Here is a 14,867-nt window from a genome sequence, read left to right as displayed (position 1 = left end):
AGCATAAAATACAAGAGAATAACAAACAAAAGCTTGAATGTTACGACACATTTTTAAAATGTCGTAAGTTCAAGCTAAGTTTGTTTATTTCATATTTTTAGAAAATTCCGAAACGACTTGTTTAACTTCATCAATGGCTTCTGGTTTTAAATAAGCCAAAAGTTTTGGTGCTTTTGTCATCAAGTACATTTTATCTAATTTGCCTGTTTGTTGGCGTTCAAACATTTCTGCAAGTAGCGCTTGCATTTTTTCTTTTTTATCTTCTTTTGTTCGATCTAGTATGAACGTTAAGAATTGTTCTTGTCCTTCTTTCATTCCCTATCCCTCCTTACAAACAGATTCTTTTCTATTATAAAACTTCTTTTTTAGAAAGGATAGTCCTTTTTTTAGGATCTATGATTTTGTGTACAGACTTAGCATGTCTTTTTTGGCGGATAAAGGTAAGCCGAGTCCCTCTTTTAAATAGCCCTCTACCGAACCAAATTCTTTTTCAATCGCCTGTAAAGCGGTCGCTAAGTACTCTTTTTTCACATAAAGCAGCGTTTCTAATTGTTGAATTTCTGCTGGAGGCGTTCCATTTGCTTGATATTGCGCAATAATTTGCTCGTTAGCGGTTTTTCTTTGCTCGTTCGTCTTTAAATAATCTTCTAAAATATAAGAATGTTCCACACCTAAAGCACTTAATATCAAGGCTGCGCCGATTCCTGTTCGATCTTTTCCTGCGAAACAATGAAATAAAATAGCTTCCTGTGGATAACTTAAAAAGTTTTCAAAAAATGTTTGGTAACCTTTGCGCCCCGAATTGGAAAGAACCATTTCCTTATAAGCCATGTCCATAGCTTCATCGGGTGAACCAACCGTTTTAAGCATTCCTTCTAATGAAGCAGTCTGCGCCTGAATATCGGCCAAAATATCTATATGTAGATAGTTGGTTCCTTGAATTGAATCATCTGGTCGTTCTTGCGTTTCCGCTGCACTTCTAAAATCATAGATTCGTTTAATTTGATAGTCCTCTACCAGTTTCTGTTGATCCGCTTGTGCAATATTGACGAGTTCACCACTCCGAAAAAAATGCCCTGTCTTGACAACTGTGCCTTGTTGCGTTGGAAATCCTCCAATATCTCTAAAGTTCACCACGCTGTTCATGTTCTATCGCTCCTTCATTTTAATTATTTTGTTATCATTTAAATACTTTGTTTTTTCTTTTTATTTCTTTTTCTCAACGATAATAAAAAACACCTCAAAAAACAATCTTTTTATCAGTTGTTTATTGCCATTTTATCATAGATACAGTATTCTTAAAAGAGAGGTGAGTAACGATGCTAAAACGAGATTTTTTAGAAAAGCCTTATGATTATATGAATGATATTTTATTGTTCCTATATAATAATAAAGGTCAAGCGACACGAAATGAATTAGTAGATTTTTTCAATATTAGTTTACCAACATTGAATGAGTATCTTTCTTTTTTAGAGCAATTTTTGAAAGAAGAGCAACTTCAAGAAAACCTCACCTTAACTGTATTAGGTGACACTCTATATCTAAATAAAGCGCCTACCTTTTCCATGAAAGCAATGATCATGTTGTTCTTAGATAAATCTATTAAGTTTCACATGGTCCAGCAACTCCTCCATAAAAATGAAATAAATGGCGGGTATTTCCAACAGAATTATGCCATTAGCTCTGCTACCTATTATCGAAAAATTGTTGAATTAAATGACTTACTCAATGAGTTTAATTTACGTATCAAACGAGGAAAACTTGTCGGCGAAGAAAAACAAATTCGCTTTTTCTTTTTTAATTTTTTCTGGTTTATCTTTGAAGAAAAAACAGATTTAGAAAAAGAACTGGCCAATCAATACCTAGGATTAATCGAGATATTACAAGAAATCCCCAGAATTACCTTTGACCATACAGAAATTCTCCAAATTAAACTTTGGATGAAAATTTCTTTTCGTCGCATGGTTTTAGAACCCCTGCCAACGATTAGTCCACATGATGTCCAACTCGATCGACCTTTATTTGAAGAAATTAATTTATCTATACATACATATATGAAAAGAATCGACCGTCCATATACAATCAATGAAGCCTATATGTTTTATGACTTTTTTTGTTCCATGCATAATTATTCTGCGAATGCTGCTTTCGCCTTTCGTTTAGCAAAACAACAACGAATTGAAAAAACGTATCTTAACGAAATGAACCGGGTCATTTTAACGTACCTTAAAGCACGTGGTTATTTATCCCATTACGTGCTGCCTATTCGGCTACTTTATATTGAAAATTTACTTTTCCAATTACATGCGCAACTCTATTATTTTTCAGGATTTATTTTACCCTTTGATTATTGGACAATTCAGTCACTTTTGAAAGTCGTACGTCATCCTTTTAGCGAAAGTGAAGTTTACGAATTAGTGGAGATCGCTACAACGAACTTTGCCACAAAAGCCACTGCTTCTAAGTACCAAAATCAATTTACTGAAATTAATTATACACTTATTTTGAATCACATTGCTGAATTAAATGAAAAAAAAATAACGATTGGTGTTTATCACTCACTGAGCAGTGCTTATAGCGAGTTGGTAGCACAAAAAATACAACAGAGTATCGCTGGAAAATATCCGCTGAAAATTGAGCCTTACAACGCAGAAAACCATTATGATTTGCTTTTAATGAATACCAATAATGAACAGCTCGTTGCCCAGTATGACCATTACTATATTTTTTCGGATATTAGTAATCGTTACGACCTACAATCAATTGAAAAAATTATTCAATTGTTATTGGGCAAATAATCTCTAATAAAAAAAGCTTAAGTGCCCTACTCTCAGATGGCTGACTTAAGCTTTTTATTTTACTTTCCCTATTTCCTTAAACGGCGCCATTTTAAATACCACGATTCCTTCAATCGCTTGTATCTCGACAAAGCCGAACGTACGACTATCACTTGAATGCGTACGATTGTCCCCTAAGACAAAGTAATGACCGGCTGGAATCTTCTGAAACAGGCGAAGTTGGGCTGCCGCTTTTTCTGATAAGTCAAAACGACTGGCATTCTCAGGCAGTGCCTCATTATCGCTTGCTATAGGTTCTTCTGAAAGATAAAGTTTTCCCTCGTTTACCCAAATTCGATCACCAGGAACCCCGATAATTCGCTTGACGTACGTACCTTTGCTAGCTAGCGGTGCTTTAAATGCAATCACATCGTACCTTGCTACTTGCTTCGTCCGTTGTACTAAGACTCGTTTCCCTGCGTTAAGTGTCGGCTTCATGGATTGCCCAGCAATTGGGTAGCTAGATGTCTTTAACACAAAAAAGAACACAAAAATGGCGAAAAGAATAGCTGGCATAAAAAATTTAACGACTTGGACGCGTTGTTTCTTTTGGTAGGCTTGCCGCTTTTTTTTAATCTCTTCAGCGGTCATTTTTCTTTTCGGTCCTCTTATTGATTGATGGTTATCTGTTTGCTCAAGCAAATATTCCATTGCTGTGTTAGCCTTTTGCTTTTTTAGCTGATATGTCGCAGGCAACTTTTGCTTCAAGAAGGCGCGCTTAATGTGGCGAATTGTTCGCATAACGGGCTTTATCCATTCTTCCATCGTTTTCTTAAAAGGAAAAGCTTCTTAAATAAACTTTTCCTTTCTTGCTCCTTTTTTCTATTTAACTAATTGCGTTCCTTTTTTTATATAACTACTACGTAACTGGTTTTCCTTCATAAACTGATTCAATGGTTTCTGCGCATCTTGTGCCAGCTCCCAAATACTTTGATTTGCTTCTACAAGATATTCGCTCTTCTCTGTTACTATGTTTTTCCTGATAAGCGGTTGCCTTAGCGACTGCTCTTCCTTTGAGACAGCAGCAGCCTGTAATCTTTCTGCGGAGCTACTTAATGTAACAGCTAAAAAAATGACCCCAAGACAATGTAGTTTCCTTGCTCCCATTAACTTTTTACTGACCATTTTATTAATAGTTATCTTGTTCAAGACGTGTCAGTTTAGTTAAACGTTCCTCTAATTCGCGATAAATCTCAAGTACTTCTACTTTTGATGCTTCGACTTCATTCGAAATACTTTTCGCTCGGTTACCAATATTTAACATTTCTAATTCTGCAGAATTGATTAGATGTTTTGCTTCTACTTTCGCTTCATTAACAATCCGATTGGCTTCTTTTTTGGCAGAAACCATCACTTCGCCAATTTCTTGTTGCGATTTTAAAGCCTCTTCTTGTAATTGCTGATTTTTCATTAATAAATCGTTAATTTGCTGTTTTGCGCGTAGCAGTTCTGTTAACTGCTCACTACTCGGTTCAATATTTTTTGAAACGGCTTGTAGTGTCTTCAATTCTTTTTGAACTTGTTCTAAATTGTCTTCTTTGGCCTCTACTTCTTTTCTTAGAGCAGCTAATTCTCCTTCGTAAACTTGCTTTTCAGCAAGATGTTTGTCATTGACACCTTGTAGTCGACCTAGTTTTACTTCTGCTTCATTTTTTTGCTGTAAACTATTTTGAAGCTCATTCTTTAACTCCTCCATGCGTTGTTTCACAATCACTTCTTGTTGGACAGCCTCTTGTAAGGCTTGTTTTTCGGCTTCTACTTTTTGTAATTGTACAGTTAGTTTTTCAATTTGTTCCTGCAATGCTTGTTGAGTCGTTGTGCTTTCTTCTAATTCTGTCGTTAACGTTTCTACTTGCTTTTCCATTCCTGTAATATCTCCTTTTTTCTCCAACTTTCCTTTTTCTTCTGCTAACTGGTTGTGTAATGTCTGGATATGTTGTTGCTGTTCAGCCGATTCTTTTTCTAATTCTGCCACTTGCTGCGTTAATTCACTTTCTAAACGTTCCATTTGATTATGTACAGTGGTTAATTGTTTTTCTGCATTTTGCAGATTTGTTTGAAGAGTGGTAGCCTCTGTCGTGGTTTCACTGTTTGTTTCCAGTTGCTCTTCCAATTCAAAAATTTCATGTTCCTTTTGATTTAGTATTTCAAGTAATGACTGATTTTTTTCTTCTAATGCTTGTTTTTCCGTTTCTTGTTGGTTCTTTAATTGCTCATTTTCTTCTTGAAGTTTTTTAAAGGCTGTTTCTTTTTTCTGATAGTAGGCGAGCCTTTCTCTTAACGTCGCCATTTCTTTTTCCTGTTGTTCTGGTTTGATTCCGCTAATTATTTTTTCTGGTTCGAATCCTGGCTGAAAAAAGACTTCTTTTTCAAGCGTATCATCCGAAATATCTTTAATTTTTTTGATTAAACGTCTTTTTGTCATCTATATGTCCTTTCTCTCGTCCTTTTAACTAATCACGACAGGCTCCAAATTTGTTTCCAACGTCTCACGAGCATACGTATCAATGGATTTGACAAGGGTTTGCTCTTGATCTCGATAAGTAAAATTAAAATCAATCATGGTAATTTCTTTAACTGAATTCAACGCTGCAATAAGTGCTACAATATTGTCTTGGCCTGTTTGAAATTCATGGTAACTTAAGCCAACTGAAAAAACAGACAGTGTCAAGGTTTGTGTTTTTTCACTTCTAATTATTGTGATACTCGTCTCTCCGAAGTAAGGACGCCATTCACGCGCTAATTGTAATTCATAATTAGTCAAGACAGCGGCCGATTCTGCCGAAACAGCTTGCTTCCAGGGAAACTGATTTAAGGCTGTTTTTTTAATCGCTTGTTTTTTTATTTTGTCACCTTGAGTAGCTTGGCCTTGTGCCAAACGCTCGATCCGTTGTTCCATGCGGATATTTCGTTGATTTAATTGATAATATGTATAAACAATTCCTAACAATAATACGCTAAGTAGACAAACACTAAACAATAAATAAATCATTAAACGACTATTTTTCTGATACTTATAGAAATTTATTTTCCTCTTTAATGTCCGGTCCTCTGAATCCAGTTTTTCGACAAGTAATCGCAAATACAATTGATAGCTTACAAATAAAAATAAGCAACTACTCATTAAAAGTACAACAATCATCATACAAATATAATCTCCTTTATGTCATCGCTCGACAATCAAAACTTGTAAAATCACCTGTTACGCTCTTTAAAAACTCTATATAGTATTGATTGTAACATTCCGTTTGAGCCTTGCCAACAACTTTATTTAAAATACAATGATAAAATTTTATATTTTATATTTATATTTTAATTTTTAAAATATAAAACAAAAAAAGAGAGATGCCACTTGGCCATCTCTCTCGCTTTTACTCAAACTATGTTTAGCGAACCGAACTAGATCAGTCGCTTTTAAAAAAATCCAATTAGTCTTTGTTGATTTCATAGTAGCTATCGTTCTTTATGTAGCTGAATTTGCTTTTGCTGGGGCTGAATCGCTACTAAGTCCAACACTGATGCCTAAGGCACGATCAACTTCTTCCATAATATCAAGTCTCAAATGACAAACTTTTTCTTTCAAGCGACCCTTATCGATTGTTCGAATCTGCTCTAAAAGAATCACTGAATCTTTTTCAATGCCTGTTTCATCAGAATTAATCCCGATATGTGTTGGCAATTTTGGCTTTGCCATTTTGGCTGTAATCGCCGCAACGATAATCGTTGGGCTAAAATGATTACCTAAGTTATTTTGGACAACAAGGACAGGTCTGACGCCACCTTGTTCCGAGCCCACTACTGGGGAAAGGTCTGCAAAATAAATATCTCCGCGTTTGACCATAGTGGAACCTCCTATCTAGTTATATTCTCTGGGGATTCTTTGTGAGAAAGTACATGCAACTTCATAATGAATGGTTTCTAATTTTTCGGCTACCATTTGTAACGTATTTTCTTCATTGCCATCTTTTCCAACTAATGTAACGACTGAGCCGACAGGAACTTCTTCTGCTAAACGAATCATACATTGATCCATACACACTCGTCCGACGATTTCGCAACGCTTACCATTCACGAGCACTGTAAATCCTTGGAGATGACGCAACCAGCCATCTGCATAGCCGATTGGCACTGTCCCAATCCATTCTTCAGCTTCAGTTACGTAGGTTTCGCCATAGCCAATTCCTTCGCCAGCCGCTAAGCGTTTTACATGGATGAGTTCACTGGTCAACCGTAAGGCCGGCTTTAACGCATAGCTTGGGGCAAGCTTATTACCTGAAGGGTTCAATCCATACATGGCTACCCCATAGCGAATCATGTTTCCTGGCACATCAGGATGCCATAACGCTGTCGCACTATTGCTAACATGGACATACCGAGGTAACTCTTCTAAAACTGCTAGAACAGCCTTAAAACGCCCTGCTTGTTTTTCAAAATAGCTTGTATCGATTTCATCAGCTGTTGAAAAATGAGTAAAAATCCCTTCCCATAAAAATTCTTTGTGGGATTGAACAAACCGCACTGCTTGCTTAGTCTCTTCTGGGGTTAAAAAGCCAATCCGTCCCATGCCAGTATCGACTTTTAAGTGAACACGTAATGGCGTGTTACTCTCAGGCGTTAGTTGTTGAAGAGCAGCTTCTAACCATTCTTGTGTAGCTACCGTTACAGATAAATCATATTGAATCAACAAAGGCACATAAGCTAAGTCTACCACACTCAAAATTAAAATGGGGTCCTGAACACCTGCTTCTCTCAATTCAATTGCTTCATCCAATAAGGCGACACAAAAACCTGTCGCGCCACCTTTTTTCGCCGCTTTGGCGGATTCTACGGCGCCATGCCCATAGCCGTTCGCTTTTACAACCGCAAATAAAGCGGTTCCTTCTGGCAAACGTTGACATTCCTTTTGGACATTTTCAGTAATTGCTTGCGTATCGATATGTAACCGTGTAGGACGATGCCATCCAACGACCATTGTACATCCTTCTTTCTTCGTTGCTTCTATTATTCGCTTTCTAAAACAATTTGTGCAATCGCCATAGTATCTGTGTGCGTAATCGAGACAAACACTTTACCATTATGGGGCGAGTTTGCTACGTATGGTGCACCTGTTTTTTCAGTCAGCACCTCAATATCTTGTAAACCAACTTTACCAATCCCTGTGCCCCATGCTTTAGAGAACGCTTCTTTACAAGCAAAACGACCAGCTAAAAATTCTATTTGACGTTTTGTAGATAACTTTTCAAAAAGGGTCAATTCGTTAGGTGTTAAAACCCGTTGAATAAATGATCCTTGTTTTTCAACAATCGGTTTTATCCGACTTAATTCTACTGCGTCAATACCAATTCCCTTTATCATTTTCCGCCTTACTTCCTATTTAATATAGTTACTCCGAATTACCTTTCATTTTAACAAAATTTCAAAATTTTTCCACTGATTCGCTAAAAAAATAAAGAATGTTTTACAAGATCCTCACACAAATTGAAGTACCATACGTTTTCTTCCTATTTACATTTTTATAAAATTTTTCTGAATTTTTATAAAAGTAAGAAAACAACTAAGAAGTATCGGAAAAAAAGCAGGAAACTAAGTGGATGTTCTGATATTTTATAGAAAATTTTGGCTACTTATGGGAGAATAAAAAGAAAAAGGAGAAAAACGTATGACTTTAACTTCTCGGCAAAAAAAGTTACTTCGTTGCGCCCTGTTTATTTTTACTTTGTTGCTCTACATATTTCCAATCTTATTTAAAAATCCCAGCCTATTTTTTCTCTTGCAACTGGTTTGGATTATAACCATTCATTTGCTACAACAAAAAATGAAACTCTTCAATGTAACTTCCCCGTTGAAAACTTGGATAATTTTGGCGTTTTTCTTTTTCTATATCATTTTGATGCCTTTTTTACTTTTTTTAAGTTTTTCTATTTAACGATTATCTACCAAAAAAGAGCGAGTGTTCCGTTCATAGACGGAACACTCGCTCTTTTGATTATTTGGCGTTTTCGCGAATGACGAAACCACGTTTTTTATCGTTATGACGTTTGCCGCCACGTTGATCTTTATTTTTGCGGTCGCTATTTTTGTAATTACGGTCGCCATCTTTATGGTTTTTGTTGCCACGATAGCTGCCACCTTTACCATTGCCACCACGGTTGCGATTACGGTTGTTCCCACCGCCACCACCACGGCCATTTTTGTTAAAGCCTTTTTTATTTGAAGGCAATGGTCGTTCTGGGGTAATTTTTACAGGAACCGCATCTGCTGGATCTTTCGCTACTGTTTTTAATAATAACGCAGCTAAGTCTGTCGCTGAATATTTTTCTAATAACGCTTCAGCAGATTCTAGATATTTGTCTAAACCATTTTCTTCTAGATCACTTTCGATGGTTTCAACAGCTGCACTTAATTGTCCTTTAAATGCTTCTTTTTCGGTTGGTGGACGTAATGGTGTCATCCGTTTTTTCGTTAGGTTTTCGATGACATGTAAGTAACCCATTTCGTTTGGTGTTACAAACGTCACAGACATACCGCCTTTACCAGCACGACCTGTCCGACCAATACGGTGAACATAACTTTCTGGATCTTGTGGAATATCGTAGTTATAGACATGGGTGACACCTGAAATATCTAACCCACGTGCTGCTACATCTGTTGCCACTAAGATATCTAAGTTACCATTTTTGAATGAACGTAAAACACTCATCCGTTTTTGTTGTGATAGGTCGCCATGGATGCCTTCTGCTTTGTAACCACGCGCTTCTAACCCGCGGGCAAGTTCATCAACACGGCGTTTTGTCCGACCAAAGACAATGGTCAATTCTGGGGTTTGCACGTCTAGTAAACGTGTCATAATGTCAAATTTTTCAAAGTCTTTTGAACGTACATAATATTGATCAATTAAATCAGCCGTCATTTCTTTGGCTTTAATCTTCACATGTTCTGGTTGTTTCATGAATTTCACGCCAATATTCTTGATTGCTGGCGGCATAGTTGCTGAAAATAGAAGTGTTTGACGTTGTTCTGGCACTTGTGAGATGATTTTTTCAATGTCTTCCAAGAAGCCCATGTTTAACATTTCATCTGCTTCGTCTAAAACTAATGTTTCAACAGTTTCTAATTTCAAGGTACGACGATTAATATGGTCTAGTAAACGTCCTGGTGTACCTACAACGATATGTGGACGATCTTTTAGTCCACGGATTTGGCGACCGATATCAGCCCCACCGTAAACGGCTTGGACGCGAATCTTTTTATCGCGGCCTAAACGGAATAACTCTTCTTGTGTTTGGATAGCCAACTCACGGGTTGGTGCAATGACTAATCCTTGAATAACGCGATTGTCTGCGTCAATTTTGTTAAGCATTGGTAAGCCAAAAGCAGCGGTTTTCCCTGTTCCTGTTTGTGCTTGTCCGATTACGTCTTTTCCTGCTAACGCTAACGGAATTGTTTCTGATTGAATAGGGGTTGCTTCCTCGAAGCCTGCGCGTTCTACCGCTGATAATAATTCTGGCGCTAAACCAAGTTCTTTAAATTTCAAATGATATCCTCCTAGATTTTGTTTCGGAAAGAACGATTTCTTCCTAGTTTCAGGTGTCTTCACTTTCAGTTGTTAAAAAGAAATCCATTATAGTGTGCCAACTATTTCTTCTTTCCTGATTTCACCGAAAAATTCACCTTATGGCATTAGAAAAGCCAAACGTGGTCGTTCAGCTTCACATTTATTATTAAACATAGAAATAGATCTATTTTATTTACTACGATTCAATTTTTCTCGTCATCTTCCGGCAATAGGTCATTCTATCATAGAATCCCATTTTCAGCAAGTTTTATGAAACTTATTTACTTTTCCAAAAGTGCATCGATGACTTCACGAAGTCCCATCCCGTTACTTCCCTTTAAAACCACCATGTCTTCTGGCTGTAAGACTTTTTTGACAGCTTCAATCAACTCATTTTTTTCTTCTTTTTTAAAAGAATGAATGTTAGCTGGTGCATAGGTTTCTTGCAATTTATCAGCTAAATAAGCCATTTCAGAACCATATAAAAAGACTTCTTCAATCGCATCTGGGGCTAAATGCTGCGCCATTGCTTGATGCATGGCAGCAGAATCAGGACCTAATTCCAGCATGTCTCCTAAAACAGCAATTCGTTTTCCTACTTTGGACATTTTGCTAAAACTGTCCAGAACAAGACCCATAGCTGTCGGATTGGCATTGTACACATCACTTAAAATTTCGGCACCATTCGCTGCTTTCAGCCATTCTGTCCGATTCTTTGTTAGTTCCGCTGTAGCCAATCCTTTTTGAATCTCACTATCCGTTAATTGGAAATAACGACCAATGCCAATTGCGATTAATGCATTGGTGACATTATAGGTTCCTGGCACTGGAATCGTAAACGTCATTTGTGTATCACTGATTTTGAATGAGGTTTGCTCTTTGGCTTCATTTGTGACGATTCCTTGAAGTTGACTTTCCTGGCTAAAACCAAAAGTAATCACTTGTTGCGTGACTTTTTCCACCAATGGTTCTAGCAAAGGTTCATCGCTTGGCACAAATAAACTACCGTCTTTGGCTAAACCATCTACGATTTCCATTTTTGCTTGTGCAATGCCTGCTCGTGAGCCTAAATTTTCCACATGGGCTTCGCCAATCATTGTGATGGCAGCAACTTCTGGCTGAGCCAGATTGGAAAGGAAAGAAATTTCCTGAGCATGATCCATGCCCATTTCTAAAATCAGTTTTTCTGTTTCATCAGGCATGTGTAAAATAGTATAGGGTAAGCCAATTTGATTATTGTAATTGCCTTGCGTTTTGTAAGTCACAAACTTTTCAGATAACACAGCAGCAATTAAATCTTTAGTGGTAGTTTTTCCATTACTGCCAGTCACAGCGATGACATTCGGTTGCATTTTATTTAAATAATAGGTAGCTAATTTTTGCATAGCAACCAGTGGATCAGTAACATGCAAAACAGGCAATTGTTGCGGCGCATCGACTAAATCCTGTCCCCAAAAAGCGGCCTGACAGCCATTAGCCATGGCACTCTCAATAAAACGATGACCATCATTTTCACCTTGTAAAGGAACAAAGAGATTTCCTTTCACAATTTTACGACTATCAAATTCAATGCCTGTTAAAGGAAAATCAGGCCATTGTTGCCAATCATTACTGGCTTCAACCGCTTGCGCTACTTCCCAGAAGGTTAATTTCATTATGTTTTGCTCCTCTGACACAGGGACTGGGACATGCCAAAGTCTTGTCATGTCCCAGTCTTGTGTGATTTTTTCTTCTTAGTTATTATAAAATTCTTGGCGTTGTTTAAAACGATTCAAAGCTAACTGAATCAGTTCCTCAATTAAATCACTGTATTTCAAGCCCATATTTTCCCACAGTAAAGGATACATACTAAAGTCAGTAAAACCAGGCATGGTGTTCAATTCATTCAGGAATAATTCGTTTTTGCTTGTTAAGAAGAAATCACAGCGACTTAAGCCACTTCCATCTAACATAATATACGCTTTTTTAGCGTATTCTTGCGCTTGATGAGCTACTTCTTCTGGAACATGCGCTGGGATTTGCATTTCAATCGTGTTATTGATGTATTTTGCATCATAATCATAGAAAGCGACATCTTTCACCACTTCACCAGGTAAAGTCGTACGGACATCTTCATTTCCTAAAATGGCTACTTCAATTTCACGTGCTTCGATCCCTTGTTCAACAATTGCTCGGGCATCATAACGGAAAGCTTCTTCCAATGCTTCTTGCAATTCTTCACGATTTTCCACTTTGCTAATTCCGACACTAGAACCCATATTGGCAGGTTTAACAAAGACCGGATAAATTAAAGAACCTTCACATTTTTCAAAGACTTCTTTTGGATTTCCTTTCCAGTCACTTCTTAAAACTGGCACGAATGGTACTTGTGGAATGCCAACAGTTTGTAAAAGATATTTCGTCATGATTTTGTCCATTGCGTTAGCACTAGCTAAGACACCCGCGCCTACATAAGGCATATTAATGGTTTCCATGAATCCTTGAATTGTTCCATCTTCACCATTTGGCCCATGTAAAACAGGGAAAACAATCGCTTCTTCTTCATAAATTTCCGAAGGACTGATTCGTTTTCCTGAAAATTCGCCTGTTTCTTCAGGTGTTTGTGCCCAAGTTAAATGTAAAACTTCTTTATTTTGTGGTCGTTCAGATAAAAGAGGGCCTTTTACCCATTGACCGTCTTTACTAATAAAGACTAACTGTACTTGATAATATTTATAATAGATTGCATTTAAAACGGAATATGCAGACAAAACAGACACATCGTGCTCTTCACTTCTGCCGCCATACAACAAAATAATCTTCAAATGCTTGTCCTCCTAGTTTCTTTCCTGTCTTTTAGAAAAAATTATTTTTCAAATTATCCTTACTTATTTTAGCATAAAACCCAGTTTCATAATAGAAGCAAATTTAGTGAAGGAAAAATTCTTTGCTTGCCTTTTCCTTGCTAAAGACTCCGTTTCACCAGCTCAATAAGGGCTTGTTTAAACGTTGTTCTATCTTGGTCTGTAAAAGGTTTAGGTCCTTTCGTTCGGCCACCTTTTCGCCGAATTTGGCCACTAAAATAGCGTTGTTCTAACAAGCCATCAATATTTTCTTTCGTATATTGATAACCCAGTTGATGTAAAACCAACACTCCTTTTGGCAAAACCAAGGAAGCTAAGCCATAATCTTGTGTAATTAAAAGATCCCCTTTTTTTATTAACTGCACAATTTTAAAATCAGCAGCATCCGCTCCTTTATCAACATACACAAAAGAGACATTTTCTGGATAATCTTTTAAGGAATAATGATCTACACTAGTAACAATCACCACATCCAAAGCTTTCTCTACAGCGACTTCAATAACCGTCTCTTTCACAGGTGAACCATCGCCATCGACAAAAATTTTCATTCATTTCCCTCGATTCTTCCTTGCTCTAACCATTTGGGATGACGTTGAAAATAGTGTTGTAATTCGTCAAAAACGACTTCTTTAACCACTTCATATAACTCTGTATTTCTTAAAATGGTTTTCGTTGCATCAGTGTAGCGGGGCTTTGGTATCGTAATGGCTAAAACAAAATCAAATTCTGCTAAAAAACTATCTGCTGTCACAGATAATGAATAATGTTGCTCCTCTAAAAATTGATTAAAGGCGGCCACTACACCATCAAGAAAGCCCTCATAGTGGGTTCCACCAAGACTGGGATAATGCCCATTAACAAATGTTTTTTGCACTTGCGGCGCATGATTTTTACTCAAAATAAATTGAACAAGGGCCAATTCTGTTTGCTTGGCTTGAATAATCGGTGCAGCTTTTCTAGTTAATGGGTTATCTTTTTCAAATAAATAATTACTTAAACCTTTAGGGTAATAACAAAGATTTTTTTGTTCCTCTTCTTGTGTTAAGAGAATCTTTAAGCCTGGATTCAACATGGCAATCTGTTGACATTGTTGTAAAACACGCATATAAGAAAGTGATTCTGTACCAAAAATTTGCGTATCTGGCCAAAACAAGACTTCAATTCGTTCCTGGGTTTCTTCAATAGGTAATAATAATCGTTTTTTCAATTGCCCTTGATGGTAAATAAAAATAGTTCGCTGTTTTTCTTGATCGATACTGATCCCTACTTGTTTTGAGAAGGCTTGTAAAACAGATAAATACAGAAAAGGTGGTTCTAAATCGACTTGCTTTTGTTCAAAAACAAGCGGTCGTGTGGAAGATACCTGAAAAGAGATTTGTTGACGCGATAACTGTATAGCAATTTTCCCTTGATTCTTTTCAATGAAAAACTCTAATAAACCGTTAATTGTCTGAACAAGTAAATTCTCTAAGCCGACTAAGCCAGTCGTTCCAATGAACGCTTCTGGTCGTTTTTGAATCCGTTCAATAAATTCATCATTTTCTAAAACTGTTAAAAGATGTGCAACACTCATCCTGCTGCCTCCTTTGCAATCTGTTTCTTTTAATTATAATGAAAAAAAGACCAGAAGAA

The 14,867-nt window shown here is 37.0% G+C and carries 16 protein-coding genes; 2 read left to right on the top strand and 14 right to left on the bottom strand.

What is annotated here, in order from left to right; translation table 11 throughout:
• Positions 1-84: 84 nt before the first annotated feature.
• Both IGL36_RS03065 and IGL36_RS03060 read right to left on the bottom strand, forming a co-directional pair.
• Entirely contained in the window at positions 85-315 is a 231-nt protein-coding gene (locus tag IGL36_RS03065; RefSeq protein ID WP_002355737.1) for a hypothetical protein, read from the bottom strand.
• A 78-nt stretch (positions 316-393) separates the two neighbouring features.
• Positions 394-1,146, bottom strand: coding sequence for a tyrosine-protein phosphatase (locus IGL36_RS03060; RefSeq protein WP_002363253.1), 753 nt, complete (start codon positions 1,144-1,146; stop codon positions 394-396).
• Between the two features lie 173 nt (positions 1,147-1,319).
• Here IGL36_RS03060 and IGL36_RS03055 point away from each other — a divergent pair, with 173 nt between their 5' ends.
• A complete protein-coding gene (locus IGL36_RS03055; RefSeq protein WP_002404994.1) occupies positions 1,320-2,798 on the top strand; it encodes a helix-turn-helix domain-containing protein in 1,479 nt (492 codons plus the stop codon).
• A gap of 54 nt (positions 2,799-2,852) precedes the next feature.
• On the opposite strand, the gene lepB is transcribed toward IGL36_RS03055, so the two are convergent.
• From lepB to acpS, 7 genes are all read right to left on the bottom strand, one after another.
• Positions 2,853-3,602, bottom strand: coding sequence for a signal peptidase I (gene lepB, locus IGL36_RS03050; protein WP_025189632.1), 750 nt, complete (start codon positions 3,600-3,602; stop codon positions 2,853-2,855).
• Between the two features lie 57 nt (positions 3,603-3,659).
• Entirely contained in the window at positions 3,660-3,986 is a 327-nt protein-coding gene (locus tag IGL36_RS03045) for a hypothetical protein (protein WP_002378073.1), read from the bottom strand.
• Positions 3,967-5,262, bottom strand: a complete 1,296-nt coding sequence (locus IGL36_RS03040; protein WP_002355731.1) for a hypothetical protein — start codon at positions 5,260-5,262, stop codon at positions 3,967-3,969. The genes IGL36_RS03045 and IGL36_RS03040 overlap by 20 nt, the downstream gene beginning before the upstream one ends.
• A gap of 24 nt (positions 5,263-5,286) precedes the next feature.
• Positions 5,287-5,982 (bottom strand): hypothetical protein, encoded by a 696-nt coding sequence (locus IGL36_RS03035; RefSeq protein ID WP_002364743.1) that lies wholly within the window; start codon positions 5,980-5,982, stop codon positions 5,287-5,289.
• Positions 5,983-6,300: 318 nt separating this feature from the next.
• On the bottom strand, positions 6,301-6,678 hold the full coding sequence (locus IGL36_RS03030) for a type II toxin-antitoxin system PemK/MazF family toxin (protein WP_002355729.1): 378 nt from the start codon (positions 6,676-6,678) through the stop codon (positions 6,301-6,303).
• 15 nt (positions 6,679-6,693) lie between these two features.
• On the bottom strand, positions 6,694-7,809 hold the full coding sequence (gene alr, locus IGL36_RS03025; protein ID WP_002355728.1) for an alanine racemase: 1,116 nt from the start codon (positions 7,807-7,809) through the stop codon (positions 6,694-6,696).
• Between the two features lie 29 nt (positions 7,810-7,838).
• Positions 7,839-8,192 carry a holo-ACP synthase gene (gene acpS, locus IGL36_RS03020; RefSeq protein ID WP_002355727.1) on the bottom strand — a complete coding sequence of 118 codons (354 nt, stop codon included), beginning with the start codon at positions 8,190-8,192 and terminating at the stop codon, positions 7,839-7,841.
• Between the two features lie 304 nt (positions 8,193-8,496).
• Here acpS and IGL36_RS03015 point away from each other — a divergent pair, with 304 nt between their 5' ends.
• Entirely contained in the window at positions 8,497-8,763 is a 267-nt protein-coding gene (locus tag IGL36_RS03015) for a hypothetical protein (RefSeq protein ID WP_002364744.1), read from the top strand.
• Positions 8,764-8,823: 60 nt separating this feature from the next.
• Here IGL36_RS03015 and cshA read toward each other — a convergent pair whose 3' ends face one another.
• The 5 genes from cshA to IGL36_RS02990 all read right to left on the bottom strand — a co-directional run bounded on the left by cshA (position 8,824) and on the right by IGL36_RS02990 (position 14,808).
• Positions 8,824-10,371 carry a degradosome RNA helicase CshA gene (gene cshA / locus IGL36_RS03010; protein WP_002355724.1) on the bottom strand — a complete coding sequence of 516 codons (1,548 nt, stop codon included), beginning with the start codon at positions 10,369-10,371 and terminating at the stop codon, positions 8,824-8,826.
• 302 nt (positions 10,372-10,673) lie between these two features.
• Positions 10,674-12,047, bottom strand: a complete 1,374-nt coding sequence (locus tag IGL36_RS03005; protein ID WP_002355722.1) for a UDP-N-acetylmuramoyl-tripeptide--D-alanyl-D-alanine ligase — start codon at positions 12,045-12,047, stop codon at positions 10,674-10,676.
• A gap of 78 nt (positions 12,048-12,125) precedes the next feature.
• Complete coding sequence (locus IGL36_RS03000; protein ID WP_002379157.1) at positions 12,126-13,196, bottom strand: D-alanine--D-alanine ligase; 1,071 nt, start codon at positions 13,194-13,196, stop codon at positions 12,126-12,128.
• Positions 13,197-13,336: 140 nt separating this feature from the next.
• Positions 13,337-13,783: a YaiI/YqxD family protein gene (locus IGL36_RS02995; protein ID WP_002379156.1), complete on the bottom strand. Its 447-nt coding sequence runs from the start codon at positions 13,781-13,783 to the stop codon at positions 13,337-13,339.
• A complete protein-coding gene (locus IGL36_RS02990; RefSeq protein WP_002363239.1) occupies positions 13,780-14,808 on the bottom strand; it encodes a hypothetical protein in 1,029 nt (342 codons plus the stop codon). The genes IGL36_RS02995 and IGL36_RS02990 overlap by 4 nt, the downstream gene beginning before the upstream one ends.
• Positions 14,809-14,867: the final 59 nt, after the last annotated feature.

Origin of the sequence: Enterococcus sp. AZ011, assembly GCF_050548355.1 — a bacterium.
Lineage (GTDB): Bacteria > Bacillota > Bacilli > Lactobacillales > Enterococcaceae > Enterococcus > Enterococcus faecalis.
The sequence above is the reverse complement of the archived record's forward strand: the minus strand, read 5'-3'. Positions and strand labels throughout refer to the sequence as shown.